General features: G+C 40.1%; 15 protein-coding genes. 5 read left to right on the top strand and 10 right to left on the bottom strand.

What is annotated here, in order from left to right; translation table 11 throughout:
- Positions 1-288: 288 nt before the first annotated feature.
- The gene (locus K8L98_RS08030) at positions 289-1,503 is read right to left on the bottom strand and encodes an acyl-CoA dehydrogenase family protein (RefSeq protein WP_223443263.1); all 1,215 of its coding nucleotides are present in this window, start codon (positions 1,501-1,503) and stop codon (positions 289-291) included.
- A gap of 349 nt (positions 1,504-1,852) precedes the next feature.
- Between K8L98_RS08030 and K8L98_RS08025 the strand changes: the two genes are divergently transcribed.
- Entirely contained in the window at positions 1,853-2,923 is a 1,071-nt protein-coding gene (locus K8L98_RS08025; RefSeq protein WP_223441009.1) for a DUF3900 domain-containing protein, read from the top strand.
- An 893-nt stretch (positions 2,924-3,816) separates the two neighbouring features.
- Entirely contained in the window at positions 3,817-4,656 is an 840-nt protein-coding gene (locus K8L98_RS08020) for an STAS domain-containing protein (protein ID WP_223441007.1), read from the top strand.
- 57 nt (positions 4,657-4,713) lie between these two features.
- Here K8L98_RS08020 and K8L98_RS08015 read toward each other — a convergent pair whose 3' ends face one another.
- From K8L98_RS08015 to K8L98_RS08005, 3 genes are read right to left on the bottom strand one after another with little or no spacing between them, the layout of a single operon-like run.
- Positions 4,714-5,436, bottom strand: a complete 723-nt coding sequence (locus K8L98_RS08015) for an amino acid ABC transporter ATP-binding protein (RefSeq protein WP_223441005.1) — start codon at positions 5,434-5,436, stop codon at positions 4,714-4,716.
- A complete protein-coding gene (locus K8L98_RS08010) occupies positions 5,433-6,089 on the bottom strand; it encodes an amino acid ABC transporter permease (RefSeq protein ID WP_223441003.1) in 657 nt (218 codons plus the stop codon). The genes K8L98_RS08015 and K8L98_RS08010 overlap by 4 nt, the downstream gene beginning before the upstream one ends.
- Positions 6,090-6,131: 42 nt before the next feature.
- Positions 6,132-6,944 carry a basic amino acid ABC transporter substrate-binding protein gene (locus K8L98_RS08005; protein WP_223441000.1) on the bottom strand — a complete coding sequence of 271 codons (813 nt, stop codon included), beginning with the start codon at positions 6,942-6,944 and terminating at the stop codon, positions 6,132-6,134.
- 420 nt (positions 6,945-7,364) lie between these two features.
- On the opposite strand from K8L98_RS08005, the gene K8L98_RS08000 reads away from it, so the two are divergent.
- A complete protein-coding gene (locus tag K8L98_RS08000; protein WP_223440998.1) occupies positions 7,365-8,414 on the top strand; it encodes a lactonase family protein in 1,050 nt (349 codons plus the stop codon).
- A 49-nt stretch (positions 8,415-8,463) separates the two neighbouring features.
- Here K8L98_RS08000 and K8L98_RS07995 read toward each other — a convergent pair whose 3' ends face one another.
- Together K8L98_RS07995 and K8L98_RS07990 are read right to left on the bottom strand one after the other, a co-directional pair.
- Positions 8,464-8,679 carry a hypothetical protein gene (locus K8L98_RS07995; protein ID WP_223440995.1) on the bottom strand — a complete coding sequence of 72 codons (216 nt, stop codon included), beginning with the start codon at positions 8,677-8,679 and terminating at the stop codon, positions 8,464-8,466.
- Positions 8,680-8,728: 49 nt separating this feature from the next.
- A complete protein-coding gene (locus K8L98_RS07990; RefSeq protein ID WP_223440992.1) occupies positions 8,729-9,052 on the bottom strand; it encodes an ArsR/SmtB family transcription factor in 324 nt (107 codons plus the stop codon).
- A gap of 147 nt (positions 9,053-9,199) precedes the next feature.
- Here K8L98_RS07990 and K8L98_RS07985 point away from each other — a divergent pair, with 147 nt between their 5' ends.
- A complete protein-coding gene (locus K8L98_RS07985) occupies positions 9,200-9,412 on the top strand; it encodes a hypothetical protein (protein ID WP_223440987.1) in 213 nt (70 codons plus the stop codon).
- A 26-nt stretch (positions 9,413-9,438) separates the two neighbouring features.
- Here the strand turns inward: K8L98_RS07985 and K8L98_RS07980 are convergent, their stop codons facing one another.
- The gene (locus K8L98_RS07980) at positions 9,439-10,062 is read right to left on the bottom strand and encodes a peptidylprolyl isomerase (RefSeq protein ID WP_223440984.1); all 624 of its coding nucleotides are present in this window, start codon (positions 10,060-10,062) and stop codon (positions 9,439-9,441) included.
- Positions 10,059-11,063 carry an LLM class flavin-dependent oxidoreductase gene (locus K8L98_RS07975; protein ID WP_223440980.1) on the bottom strand — a complete coding sequence of 335 codons (1,005 nt, stop codon included), beginning with the start codon at positions 11,061-11,063 and terminating at the stop codon, positions 10,059-10,061. Before K8L98_RS07975 ends, K8L98_RS07980 begins: the two co-directional genes overlap by 4 nt.
- Positions 11,064-11,304: 241 nt before the next feature.
- On the opposite strand from K8L98_RS07975, the gene K8L98_RS07970 reads away from it, so the two are divergent.
- Positions 11,305-11,706: a hypothetical protein gene (locus K8L98_RS07970; RefSeq protein WP_223440977.1), complete on the top strand. Its 402-nt coding sequence runs from the start codon at positions 11,305-11,307 to the stop codon at positions 11,704-11,706.
- Between the two features lie 38 nt (positions 11,707-11,744).
- Here the strand turns inward: K8L98_RS07970 and K8L98_RS07965 are convergent, their stop codons facing one another.
- Both K8L98_RS07965 and K8L98_RS07960 read right to left on the bottom strand, forming a co-directional pair.
- Positions 11,745-12,314, bottom strand: a complete 570-nt coding sequence (locus tag K8L98_RS07965) for an MEDS domain-containing protein (protein WP_223440974.1) — start codon at positions 12,312-12,314, stop codon at positions 11,745-11,747.
- 106 nt (positions 12,315-12,420) lie between these two features.
- Positions 12,421-13,260, bottom strand: coding sequence for an STAS domain-containing protein (locus K8L98_RS07960; RefSeq protein ID WP_223440971.1), 840 nt, complete (start codon positions 13,258-13,260; stop codon positions 12,421-12,423).
- Positions 13,261-13,350 lie beyond the last annotated feature (90 nt).

Raw genomic sequence — 13,350 nt, 5'->3', positions numbered from 1 at the left:
ATTTAATTCCGAGACTGTCCAATTTAATTCCGAGACTTTCTAACTTAATTCCAAGACTTTTCAACTTAATTCCGAGACTTTTCAACTTAATTCCGAGACTTTATATCTTAATTCCAAGACTTTTCAAATTAATTCCAAGACTTTTCAACTTAATTCCGTATAAATGTGAACAAAAGTGAATTTCCTAAAAAGTCCTAACGATCCAATACCCCTGCCGCACAAAGAGGAACCTAATAAAATTTGAACATATTAACAAAACCCGCAGCTATCCGCCGCGGGCTTCCACATTTACCTTTTTACTTTTTCCTTAGCCTCTTCAAACGGCCAGCTGGGCAGCATACTCGAAAGTGCTTTATCTTCACGGTATCCTAAAACGTATTCCGCCTGCATGATCGTGTGGATCTCTCTTGTTCCCTCATAAATGACTGGTGCTTTTGAATTTCTCAAGAAGCGTTCGACTGGATATTCGTTGGAATATCCATATGCCCCGTGAATTTGCACGGCATCGTTAGCTGCTTCGTTTGCGAAATCACAGGACTGCCATTTTGCAAGCGACGTTTCTCTCGTATTGCGCTTGCCTTCGTTTTTCAGGCAGCCTGCACGGAATACCAGCAGCCGCGACATTTGATAGCCAGCTTCCATTTTTGCGATCATTTGCTGAACGAGCTGATGCTTTCCAATTTCTTTTCCGAACGTTTTCCGTTCGTGACAGTAGTTCACGCTTTCTTCAATACATGCCTTAATGAGCCCGCATGCTCCTGCTGCAACTGTGAAACGCCCGTTATCAAGTGCGGACATCGCAATTTTAAAGCCGTCTCCAACTTGCCCAAGCAGATTTTCTTTCGGAACTTTAATATGATCAAAGAAAATTTCTCCTGTGTTGCCTGCGCGGATCCCAAGCTTGCCTTTGATTGCTTTTGAATTAAAGCCCGGCATTGTGCGTTCGACAATAAATGCTGAGATGCCATGATGTTTTTTGCTTTTATCCGTATAGGCAAACACGAGGAAATGATCCGCATAATCACATAAAGAAATCCACGTCTTCTGACCGTTCAGTATGTAATAATCACCTTCTAAAACTGCAGTCGTTTGAAGCGCAGCCACATCAGATCCCGCATTCGGCTCTGTTAATCCAAACGCCCCAACCTTTTCGCCTTTCGCTTGCGGTACTAAGTATTTCTGCTTTTGTTCTTCATTTCCCCATTGCAGCAGCGTCAGGCTGTTCAAACCCGTATGAACCGAAACAGCTGTACGGTAAGCTGTATCGCCGCGCTCAAGCTCCTCGCATACAATTGCAAGTGTATTGTAGTCCATGGCGCTGCCGCCGTATTCTTCCGGAATACAAATTCCCATAAGTCCAAGCTCTGCAAGCTTTTTCAATATGGCAGGCTCGAAATGCCCAGCTGAATCCCACTCTGCAATATTCGGATTAATTTCTTTATCTACGAAATCACGGACCATTTTCCTTACTGCATTTTGTTCTTCTGATAAGTTAAAGTTCATCATTTACCTCATCCCCTTTATTGTAAATATAAAAAAGCCAGCTGCACACTAAAGGCAGCTGGCTTTTGTCAACGTTAATAAGCTCTTCCAAAGACAATTCAGCAGATTATAAAAATCCTATTCAAGCTGGTTATAAACTAGATCACGGAACACAAGAGGGCTAACTCTTTAGGCGTGAAATACGTTTAGTTAAGAGGATTATACACATAACCGGAAAAAATTGCAATATTTTAATTGAAAATTCTATCTATTTTCTCCTCTTCTTCTTTTGATAAAAATAGTGTAATAGATTGACTGCTTTAGTCCAATCTTTTACACTTGAGGAACTGAAAAAGAAGCAGGTGAATCTATGGAATTCAACATTAACTATCTCTCTTTTTACCTTATCCAAGTGGATGGCAAAGAGGAGAATGCCAATAAACAATACAAGCATTTTCAAACATTAACAACAGAAGAATACGAAGGAAACGCACTGAAAGACTTTTTGGACGGCGAATTGAAGAAAATCGTCAAGCGCAAAGTCGAGAAGCATCCGCGCAGCGAACAGGTTCCGACGAAGCTTGGCCACTTTGTCGTTGAGCCAGGCTATGAGCTGGATTCTAATCCGAACTACAACCTTTTCCACAAAGCGCTGACTGCTGATACAAAAGAATCGTTTAAAGAAGCCAGCGAACGATTTGTCGGGGCTTATTTAGATGCAAGCGCAGTTCGCGGCGGGGCATTTCTAGTTCTTTCCGCCACTCCAGAAAAGTACTTTGAAGATACTTTTTTGTTCATCTTAAAATGTGATTTTGAACCAAAAGTTGCTTCAATCTCTGATGAATCCACGCTCATCCGCAACGTGCAAATGGCGATCACAACAAAAAACATGAAATCAATCCAGTACCCGCATATGCCTGAGGAAGGTATGACAGAGCCGGGCGAGCTGAAAATTCATCAGGCCTCACACGCCCGCTACTTTGAAGACTTCTTAAAATTCGTCGAATACGGAGAATCCATGCCCGAAATCATGAAAACCCAAGTGATGAGCATGGTCCAGGAGCATGTCCTCGAAACCTACGAGGAAAACAGCCAGGAGCGCCAGCAGTTCGAACATGACATGGAAATTTGGGAAGCAAGCGAAAAGCGCGAAATTCAAGAGCGATTAGACACGCACCAAGTGATTGAAGCTGCAGCTCAGATTGTTGAACACACTCCTGAAGCTGAGCTGAAAATGAAGCTTGGTGAAACGTCTATTAAAGGATTGCTTGCCGACTTTGGGGAGAACATTCACCTAGGTAAGATCAATGGACGGTATGTGCTGCTGGTTGAAGCGGATACGATTCAGTTTGAGAAAGGTGTCTCGCCGATTGAGTTTCACCGGCCGGATGAGCTTGGGGAGATCATTGAGAGGATTGCTAATAAAACGGAATCTATTTAAAACTATCTCTTTTCAAATTTTGTTTTTTTGGGGTGCTCATAGAAATTGTTTGATGACCCCAATTTCTTTTTTTACTTCTTTAGGTACTCATAGAGGATGAATAAGACCCCATTTTCTTATCCTCACCTATTTGAGTACTCATAGAAGCCTTTTGATTCCCTCATTTTCTTATTCTCACCTATTTGAGTACTCATAGAAGCCTTTTGATTCCCTCATTTTCTTATCCTCACCTATTTGAGTACTCATAGAAGCCTTTTGATTCCCTCATTTTCTTATTCTCACCTTTTTGAGTACTCATAGAAGCCTTTTGATTCCCTCATTTTCTTATTCTCACCTTTTTGAGTACTCATAGAAGCCTTTTGATTCCCTCATTTTCTTATTCTCACCTCTTTGGGTACTCATAGAAGCCTTTTGATTCCCTCATTTTCTTATTCTCACCTCTTTGAGTACTCATAGAAGCCTTTTGATTCCCTCATTTTCTTATTCTCACCTCTTTTGGTACTCATAGTAGCCTTTTGATTCCCTCATTTTCTTATTCTCACCTCTTTGGGTACTCATAGAAGCCTTTTGATTCCCTCATTTTCTTATTCTCACCTCTTTGAGTACTCATAGAAGCCTTTTGATTCCCTCATTTTCTTATTCTCACCTCTTTTGGTACTCATAGTAGCCTTTTGATTCCCTCATTTTCTTATTCTCACCTATTTGAGTACTCATAGAAGCCTTTTGATTCCCTCATTTTCTTACTCCCACCTCTTTGGGTACTCATATATGAACAGCATTCAATTTTGGGACAAGCTATGTATTTTTTTAATTCCTCGTTCGCCTCCTGTCTTTTCACTCAAGAATCTTTTATACTTAACCTATCTGAGTTTCAAAAGGAGAAATAGTACTTAATGAAGGAAGAGCTGCATTATATCGGTCATAAAATACAGGAAAACGCATGGCAGATAACGCTGAATATACCAAAGGTTCAAGATTCACAGCATACACAGCAGCTGGAAGAATCCGGTTTTCCATTAGAAGAACGCATCGCATTACGTGAAGAACTGATTGGATATTTAGGGCAGGCTTTATGCGGAGAAAAAGAGTCTGTAAAAAATGATAATGTGAAGAATTGGAGCATGAAACTTTCTATGCGGGCGATCCATTTTGATGTTCCGTTAAGCCAATGTCTGCGTGCAATTGCTGCTTACCGTACTGCATTATGGGATACTCTCACTGAGGAGCTCCATAAAAACAATTTTTCAGCCATTACGATGCTTGATGTATCAAAAATAATCGATCCCCTCCTTGATAAGGCGTGCAGTGTAATCAGCAATGTTTATGAAAATCATACCAATGAATTAATGGCGATCGCTTATTCGGCACTTGAAGAATTATCTGTTCCTGTTGTGCCGATTGCCGATGGCATCGCCGTTATCCCGCTTGTTGGCGCAATCGATACTCGCCGTGCTTCCTTAATTATGAAAGTTGCGCTCCATGAAGGAGCCCGTCTGAATTTAGAGCATGTGATTCTGGATGTATCAGGAGTTCCGATTATCGATACAATGGTTGCTGATCAACTTTTCAAAATCGTTAATGCTTTAAAGCTTAGTGGCATTGAGACAGTACTGACAGGCATTCGTCCTGAAATTGCCCAGACCATTATGAGTCTTGGACTTGATTTTCATGCAGTTACGACTAAATTCAATATGAAACACGCTCTGCATGATTTAGGATTTCGAAAACGTTAAAAGCTGCAGCCATTTGAGTTGGCTGCAGCTTTTTTTAATTCTGTCCTTTGCTTGCTTCTACAATATCTTACTGAGAAAACTCTTTGTTCGTTCATGCTGCGTATTTTCAAATAACTCCTTAGGAGTGTTCTCTTCGATGATCATTCCCTCATCCATAAAGATAACACGATCCCCTACTTCGCGGGCAAAACCCATTTCATGCGTGACAATCATCATTGTCATTCCTTCTTTAGCCAGCTGCTTCATAACTTCGAGCACTTCTCCAACCATTTCTGGATCCAGTGCTGAGGTTGGCTCGTCAAATAACATGATTTTCGGTTCCATCGCGAGTGCCCGCGCAATCGCCACACGCTGCTTTTGTCCGCCTGATAAAGAATCAGGATAAACATTTACTTTTTCAGAAAGCCCCACTTTTTGCAGCAGCTCACGTGCTTTAGCTTCTGCTTTTTCCTTGCTCCATTTTCGTACAATGATTGGAGAGACCGTCAGATTTTCAAGGACTGTCTTGTGCGGAAACAAGTTAAAATGCTGAAAGACCATTCCCACATCTTTTCTTATAGCATTGATATCTGTCGATCGGGCGGTCAAATCAGCACCTTCGATGTACACATGCCCGTCTGAAATGGTTTCCAATAAATTCAAACATCTCAGAAACGTTGATTTTCCTGAGCCTGAAGGCCCAATAACGACGACAACTTCCTGCGGCTGTACTTCCAATGATATCCCTTTGAGTACTTCATTTTTGCCAAAAGATTTTTTCAGTGCTTTTACCGAGATCATTCTGTGTCTAACCTTCTTTCAACATAATTTAGCAAATAGGTTAGGCTTAATGTGAGCACTAAATAAACGAAAGCGACTGTTAAGTAAGGTTCCCAAATCCGGTAATATTGACCGGTAGCGGCCTTGCCCCAATACATTAATTCCGGCACTGAAATTAACGAAATCAGCGAAGAATCTTTAAGCAGCACGATAAATTCATTTCCAAGCGGAGGAATCATCCGTTTCACTGCCTGCGGCAAAATCACTTCCTTCATTGCTTGCATATGATTCATTCCAAGTGATCGTGCAGCTTCCATCTGTCCCCTGTCGATTGACTTAATGCCGGCTCTGAAAATTTCCGCTATGTAAGCAGCAGCATTTAAGGCTAAGGAGACAACTCCTGATATGATGGGATTCACAGTAGTCATAAACAACGGCATAACGCCGAAATGGATTATGAATATTTGAACAAGCAGCGGTGTTCCTCTGAAAAAATTGATATACCAGACAAAAGGCAGTTTTGCCAGCGGGTTTTTCATCATTTTACCGATTCCGATAAAAAGACCTAAAATTGCGCCAAGCAGCACGCCCATAATAGTGATGGCGATTGTCCATAGTGTTCCTTCTATAAAAAGCGGCAGATAATCTGCTATAATATCAAAACGGAAATCCATAGCTGTCTCCTTTATGTTTAAATCGAATGAAAAGCCCGGTATTTATTCAGCTTTTAATAGAGTGTCTACACTCGGCTCTTTTCCAAACCACTTTTCATAGATTTCTGCGTACTTCCCGCTTTCAATGACCGCTTTAATTGCTTCATCAAATTCTGCTTTTAACTTGCTGTCTTTCGGAAACATTAAGCCGTAAAATTCAGATTCAAAGCTGTCTTTATCTTCTATCGCTTTGACTTTGCTGTTTGGATTATTCTTTGTATATTCACTTGCCACAACATTATCTGTCACAACCACTTCAACATCATTATTTTCAAGTGCCATAAATGCAACAGCGGTATTTTCATATTTTGATATATTGTTATTTGCGCCGACTACTTTTTCTGCAGCAAGCTGTCCGGTTGTACCGTTTTGCACGCCGATTTTCTTCCCTTTAAGATCTTCAGCGCTTTTAATGTCTGTACCTTCTTTAAAAACAATCATATGTGTGGATTCAAAATAAGGAATTGAAAAATCATAGGTTTGTTTGCGATCGTCATTGATTGTAATACCTGAGATAGCCAAATCGATTTGTTTCCCTTGTACGGATGCAAATAATGGATCCCACCCGATGTTGTCGAGTTTATGCTTATAGCCTGCCTCTTCCATAACTGCAGCCAGAAAATCGACATCAAAGCCAACAATTTTCCCTTTATCCATGTATTCAAACGGCGCGAATGCCGCATCGGTTCCAACTTTAAGGACTTTCTTCTCATCTGGCTCTGCACTATTGCTTGCTTTTTCACTGCTGCCGCATCCTGATAGCATGAGAATAATGGCAAATAACAGGACACCTATAAGCTTATTGCTGTTTTTCATTGAATTTTTCCCCTTTTCTAATGGTTTTCTTTTTGTTCAAGTAACTTAGCTTTTCACCTCCTTTTTTCCTAAAAAATAACAAAATGTTACCTTTTATTACATGAGTGCATTTTTTATTATCATATTGGTTGTCGAATCTTTTTTCAATAAAAATTTTTTTAATAGTTTGAAAATACACAAAAAAAAGAATGCTTCCAGCATTCTCTCATGACTTGGTAATACTCGATTGATAGGTTTGTAAAAAAAAAACGACTGCAAAGCGTACCGAAATGATTGGAATAGCTTCTGGATATATTTAAAGAAAAAGGGTTTCTTTTTTCAAGCCGGGAGGGTATGGAAGAATATCTGACCTTTCAAATGAGAGTTCACGCGCTTCATGTGCTAAAATAAAGGCAAACCTACTAAATAGGAGGAAAAAAGATGAAGTATACTGGCTATATTGGTACTTATACAAAAGGCGACAGCAAAGGTATTTACTCTTTTACACTTGATACAGCTGCTAAAAAACTTGGTGAAGTCAGCGTTGCTGCAGCACTTGATAACCCTACATACTTAAACCTCAGCAAGGACAACCGCTTTGTTTATGCTGTTGCTAAAGAAGGAGAGGCAGGCGGCGTAGTTGCTTACTCAAGAAATACGGAAACAGGCGAATTAAAGGAATTGAACCGCCAGCTTCTGCGGGGCGCCTCTCCATGTCATGTCAGTGTGAATGACGAAAATCAATTTGTTGTTTCGGCCAATTATCATAACGGCACGATTGAATCGTATGAAATGAATACTGAAAGCGAAACTCTTTATCCTTCTCTCTCTATTAAAAAGCATGTAGGAGATGGACCCAATAAAGACAGACAAGATGGACCACATGCCCATTATGCAGGCTTTACTCCTGACCAGAAATATGTGGCTGCCATCGACTTAGGAACAGATAAACTGTATACCTACGAATTAAACAAAGGTGAATTAAACGAAATACACAGCCTTCATTTACATGCGGGAAGCGGCCCAAGACATATGACGTTCCATCCGAACGGAAAAATCGCTTATTTAATGACCGAACTGAGCAATGAAGTTGTCGTTCTTGCTTACAGCCAAGAAGATGGCAGCTTTACAGAATTACAGTACATCTCAACAATTCCCGATGATTTCACTGAAAATAATCAAGGCAGCGCGATCCACATTTCTTCTGACGGAAGGTTCGTTTATGCAGCCAACCGCGGACATGACAGCATTGCCGTATTCAGCACAAACAGCGACAGCGGCGAGCTGACATTTGTTGAACGCACATCTACAGAAGGTAACTGGCCGCGTGACTTCGCACTTGATCCGACAGAAAAATTTCTGATTGCCTCAAACCAGGAAAGCAGCAGCCTTGTTTTATTTGAAAGAGATCAGGAAACAGGCAAACTTACTTTGCTTCAATCTGATATAACGGTTCCGGATCCGGTTTGTGTGAAATTTCTGAATCAGTAAAGTAAAAAACCCACCCTTATTGCATTTGGCATAAGGGTGGGTTTTCTATTTATTCAACTTCTTTAAGCATGTTTTCGATGTTAGTTAAACGTCTATTTAATTCCTGACTGGCTTTCAGTTGATTTTTTTGAAAAGAAATTTGCTCTCGATCTAATTTTAGTCTTTCTTCAGCTCGTGCTTCCATTCTCCGAAATAATCGAATGATCACGAATAATGGAACAGATACCATTAAAATCATGATTATAATTGGTCCTAAAGTAGTCAAAATCTCCACTTCTCCAACCCCCGTTTCCGTTATTAAATAGAAAAATCCTTCACTCCTTTTTCTTCTTTATCGTCACACTTTCAGCCACACTGGCAATCATAGATTCATCGATTGGAAGACAGAAAGGGATAAGCTCAAAATATTTCATCGCTTTTCCAACTTCAGAGATTTCATGATGACCTTTGATTAATTCGGCATCTTCGAGTTTTTGAAGGTGCAAATAAAGCAGCGGCCTGCTTATGCCGAGCTGCCTTGCAAGCTGGCTGACGTACTGCCTCTCCTTATATAGGACAGCCAAAATCTTTAGACGGTAAGGATTAGAAAGAGCCTCTAAAACCTTTAATAATTGGTCTCCATTTAATTGTTGTTTCATATGTAATAATTATATGACAGGTGTAAGCGGTAAGCAATAAAATCTGGAATATTTTCATTAAATTTCCATCTTTGAATGGAAGAAGGAGGATTCTCTTTATAGACTAAAGAAATATATATTTACGGATAACCAAACGGAGGTGTCCAAATGGAAATCTTCTTTCTCGCTGTCATTCTTGGTTTCATTACTTTTTCTCTCTATAAAATCATCAAGAAAAACCGCAAGCTGCCAAGCAATGAATATACACCTGCAAACGATATTGACAATGGTCTTGTCCGCACTTATTCGAATGAAACACCAATGAGTGAGACAAAAAACGAAGCTCCGTATGAAGAAAAGGAACCTAAAAAAGCAAAATAAAAGCAGCGGATTCCCGCTGCTTTCCTCTACTTCACCTTTTCAGGCTTCCCGTAATCCTCGCCAAATGTATCGACGGTAACGGTTTTCATTTTTTGATCTTTAACTGGCTTTTCTCCATTTGTTTCTGCGCTTACGATTTCATCTACTGCATCCATGCCTTCTGTTACTTTTCCGAAAGCGGCATATTCGCCGTCTAAGCTTGGGTAGTCAGCAACCATGATGAAAAATTGGGAGCCTGCACTGTCAGGGGACTGCGAACGGGCCATTGAGATGACTCCGCGTTCATGCTTGAGCGGATTTTCAAATCCGTTTGAACTGAATTCCCCTTTAATAGCGTAGTCCGGGCCACCTGTTCCAGTTCCTTCAGGATCACCGCCCTGGATCATGAATTCAGGTATGACACGGTGGAAAATCAAACCGTCATAAAATTTATCGTTGATAAGCGAAATAAAGTTAGCCACCGTGTTGGGGGCAATCTCCGGATACAGCTCAACTTTGATTTGCTTATCGTTTTCCATTGTAATTGTGACAACTGGATTTTTTTCAACCTTCTTTGCCGGTTTATCAGAACCTTGATCATCTGCTTCATTGCCGCATGCTGCCATTAATAGTAAAAGCAGCGTCATTAGTACAAATCCTAATTTCTTCATTTCATCATCTCTCCCATTTCATTTGCAATTAATTCATAAGATTTGAGACGGTCATCGTAGCTATGGATAATCGTAACAATCATCAGCTCGTCCGCACCGTACTTTCTTGCGATGTCCAAAAGCTGCTTCCGAACTTCAGACGGATTTCCGATCACCATCTTTTTTTCCGCTGCCTCAATCATTTCCCGTTCTTCAGGTTTGTATTTGTAAGCTTTTGCCTCGTCTATTGATGGAATGCCGGATGTTATCCCTTGGAACTGCTGAATTCTCCAAAGATGAGCACTCAATGCCATTTCTTTTGCTTTTTCTGTTGTTTCTGCACAAACGGCATTTACGGTCAGAATGGATTTGGGCTGCTTTAGTTCATATTTCGGCTGAAAGTGGGTACGGTAACCTTTCAGAATTTCCGCCCCGTCCTTATCACTCATAAACTGGCCGAATGCGTATGCTATTCCTGTCTGAGCAGCAAGCTTTCCGCTTTTTTCACTTGTCCCGAGAAGCCAAACTTCAGGAGGCTCTGCTGGAATGGGCGATGCCTTAATTTTCGAGAACATATTCTCATCTGGAAAATCACTATGTAAAAAGCGGAGCAGCTCCTTCAATTTTTGCGGCATTGTCCTTACGTTTTCAAGGAAATTATCAGACAGCGCCATCGTTGCTTCAGCTGATCCGCCAGGGGCCCGTCCAATTCCCAGATCGATTCTTCCCGGAAAAAGAGAGGCAAGCAAATGAAACGTTTCCACCACTTTGTACGGTTTGTAATGCGGCAATAAGATCGCACCAGCCCCGATCCGGATTGTGCTTGTCCCCGCACCAATATAGCTCAGCATCACTTCCGGCGCAGGACATGCCAGCCCGGGCATATCATGATGCTCGGCTATCCAATAACGAGTATAACCTGTTTTTTCGGCGAGCTGTGCAAGCTTCAATGATTCCTGCAGCGCGTTCTGCGGGGTTGCACCGCTTGCAATCGGCGCCTGATCTAGAATACTCAGCTTCAAAGCTTCCACTTCTTTCTGGATTTTGATGCTTCTATTATACACGCTTGACTGCTTTAAATTGAAGCTTTCTTGCTCCTGCTTTCCTGCTTTTACAATAAGAAAAGAAGTTTTGTGCTTTTCATTACAGGTTTGGCAGCTGCTTTATTTTATTTTATCATGAATGCTTGCATTATTTTCCACCAACTCTAAAAAGAATGGATCACACCTGACTTGCAAAAGCTAATGGACAGAGGTGATAAGCATGACACAGGTTACGCTTTTATTCATATTCTTTTTATGGCTGCCATTATTAATTGTGCTCTTTTATCTTCATGTAAGTTCTGACCCAGCTATCTTTCTGAATCAATATCAGAAATGTGAAAACAGGATGCAGCGAAGGCTTTATGATACGCTCCGCAACAATGGCTATTATGTAAGGGTTAAAGAAAAATGCGGACCGTATACACTGGATTTAGTTCTCCCATATTATCGGATTGCTCTGCGCTGCGTCTGTGAAACCGACAAAATTGAGGATTTTAAAAAAAGGAAGTACCTCGATAAACAAGGGTGGCGTGTGATACCCGTCAAAGAAAAAGACCTGAACGGAAAAATAACAACGATTTTAGCTAAAATTGAAACTGCGGCAGTTGAATACAAAAAATAAGAGCGAAGATTTTCTCTTCGCTCTTACATAAAACGATTTTATTTTTCTTGTTCTATAGTCTGCTTCTTGATTTCTTCATCCGTCATTAGAATTTCGTGAGACCTCAATAATGATTCCTTAAGCGAGTCAGGCACTCTGTCTGCATCATAGGCACACACTGAGATTAGTTCCAATGAAGATACTGCTTTATTTGCCTTATTTTCAAAATCTCCGATTAGATCCGTTATTTCTCCTGTATTTCCCCATTCTACATGTGCCCAAGTCCGGACAGAAATATTTTTTGTAAGATATGGATCTAAAATAGAAGAAAAATAATCTATTATTGTTTCAGAATGGAAATCACCATTCAAACAGTAGAAATCAAAATTATTTATATAATGGATCATAGTAAGCTGTTCTTCTGTCAAAAGACTTTGCATTTTCTTGTATACAGAAGGAAATATTCTTTCATTTTCAATAATAAGAACACAATCCCCTTGTTCAATGCCAGCATGAATATAGGAAACCGTATTTTCAATATATTTTTGTTCATCATGAAAATAATAAAAGATATGACCGCCGGATGATAGCTGTAATTCTTTTGTAAGCTGCAAAATTTTTTGATTCAACATTCATTACCCCTTAATGGGCCTATATCAATAGAAAGACACCACAACACACTTCGTTGATAGGATACATTTTATGGCCATAAATCTGTAAACCTGAACACCAATATTATTTATCAGGCTTAGAAGCAAGAGCTTGAGATAACGTTGATTTAATTGAAATATTGTCAAATGAAAGACCAAGCTGCATGGAAGTAAGCGCAATTTCAGGGCGAATGCCTGATAAGGTTGTCTTAATCCCAATAAGATTCAACGCATCAATCAATTGAAAAATTTGATGCGCTACCATTGTATCAATCATAACCACTCCTGATAGATCAATAAACAAATGAGAAACCCTTTTTTCGGAACATTGTTTTAATGTATTTTCTAGGACCATTTTAGCCCGTGCTGTGTCAATATCTCCAACAAGCGGAAGCAAGGCAGTATCATCTTGAAGTTTGATAACAGGCGAACTGAGCTCATAAATCATTTCCTGTTGAGCTTTTAATTGACGGTCAGCTGTTTTTTGTGTTTCATCAACGTAATGAAAAATGACTCTGTCATGTGCTCTGACGATTAAATCCTTCCAGGCATTAATCTGCTCTTGTGAGTATTCATCCGGATACAGACCTGCAAATGTACATACTTCATCTAAATACTGACTTCTCGTTCTCATAAATTCTTTAATAATAAACTGGATCGGAGTATTTAAATGCTCACCGTCCTTAGCGATTTTCTCGATCCATTCTTCAAAAAGCTCCATAAAATTAATGTCTTCCTCGGCAAATACCTGAATAAATCTCTTATGAAATTCCTGGTTTTGCGCCTTCAGCTCTTTAATGACTTCAGGATCATTCGATGTGTACACTCCGCCTGTTTTCGATTTATCGAGGGACTCATACCACTCTTCTGTTAAATGATGCGCCCGCTGCTGCAAATAATTATAGAATTTCTGGTTTCTGTGCACGATGTTTTTCCTCCTGATTTCTTCTCCACTCTTGTCTGTCCTCTATTTTACTCCATAAACCAAAAAAGAACCAAACGAATTGATTCTTTT

The sequence above is a fragment of the Metabacillus dongyingensis genome, assembly GCF_019933155.2.
Taxonomy (GTDB): domain Bacteria; phylum Bacillota; class Bacilli; order Bacillales; family Bacillaceae; genus Bacillus_P; species Bacillus_P dongyingensis.
The sequence above is the reverse complement of the archived record's forward strand: the minus strand, read 5'-3'. Positions and strand labels throughout refer to the sequence as shown.

Bases quoted from the DNA above. Each gene is read 5' to 3' on its own strand.
- K8L98_RS08020 (WP_223441007.1), top strand. From the start codon at position 3,817: ATGAAGGAAGAGCTGCATTATATCGGTCATAAAATACAGGAAAACGCA.
- K8L98_RS08010 (WP_223441003.1), bottom strand. From the start codon at position 6,089: ATGGATTTCCGTTTTGATATTATAGCAGATTATCTGCCGCTTTTTATA.
- K8L98_RS08030 (WP_223443263.1), bottom strand. From the start codon at position 1,503: ATGAACTTTAACTTATCAGAAGAACAAAATGCAGTAAGGAAAATGGTC.
- K8L98_RS07980 (WP_223440984.1), bottom strand. From the start codon at position 10,062: ATGAAGAAATTAGGATTTGTACTAATGACGCTGCTTTTACTATTAATG.
- K8L98_RS08000 (WP_223440998.1), top strand. From the start codon at position 7,365: ATGAAGTATACTGGCTATATTGGTACTTATACAAAAGGCGACAGCAAA.
- K8L98_RS07990 (WP_223440992.1), bottom strand. From the start codon at position 9,052: ATGAAACAACAATTAAATGGAGACCAATTATTAAAGGTTTTAGAGGCT.
- K8L98_RS08005 (WP_223441000.1), bottom strand. From the start codon at position 6,944: ATGAAAAACAGCAATAAGCTTATAGGTGTCCTGTTATTTGCCATTATT.
- K8L98_RS08025 (WP_223441009.1), top strand. From the start codon at position 1,853: ATGGAATTCAACATTAACTATCTCTCTTTTTACCTTATCCAAGTGGAT.
- K8L98_RS07985 (WP_223440987.1), top strand. From the start codon at position 9,200: ATGGAAATCTTCTTTCTCGCTGTCATTCTTGGTTTCATTACTTTTTCT.
- K8L98_RS08015 (WP_223441005.1), bottom strand. From the start codon at position 5,436: ATGATCTCGGTAAAAGCACTGAAAAAATCTTTTGGCAAAAATGAAGTA.
- K8L98_RS07970 (WP_223440977.1), top strand. From the start codon at position 11,305: ATGACACAGGTTACGCTTTTATTCATATTCTTTTTATGGCTGCCATTA.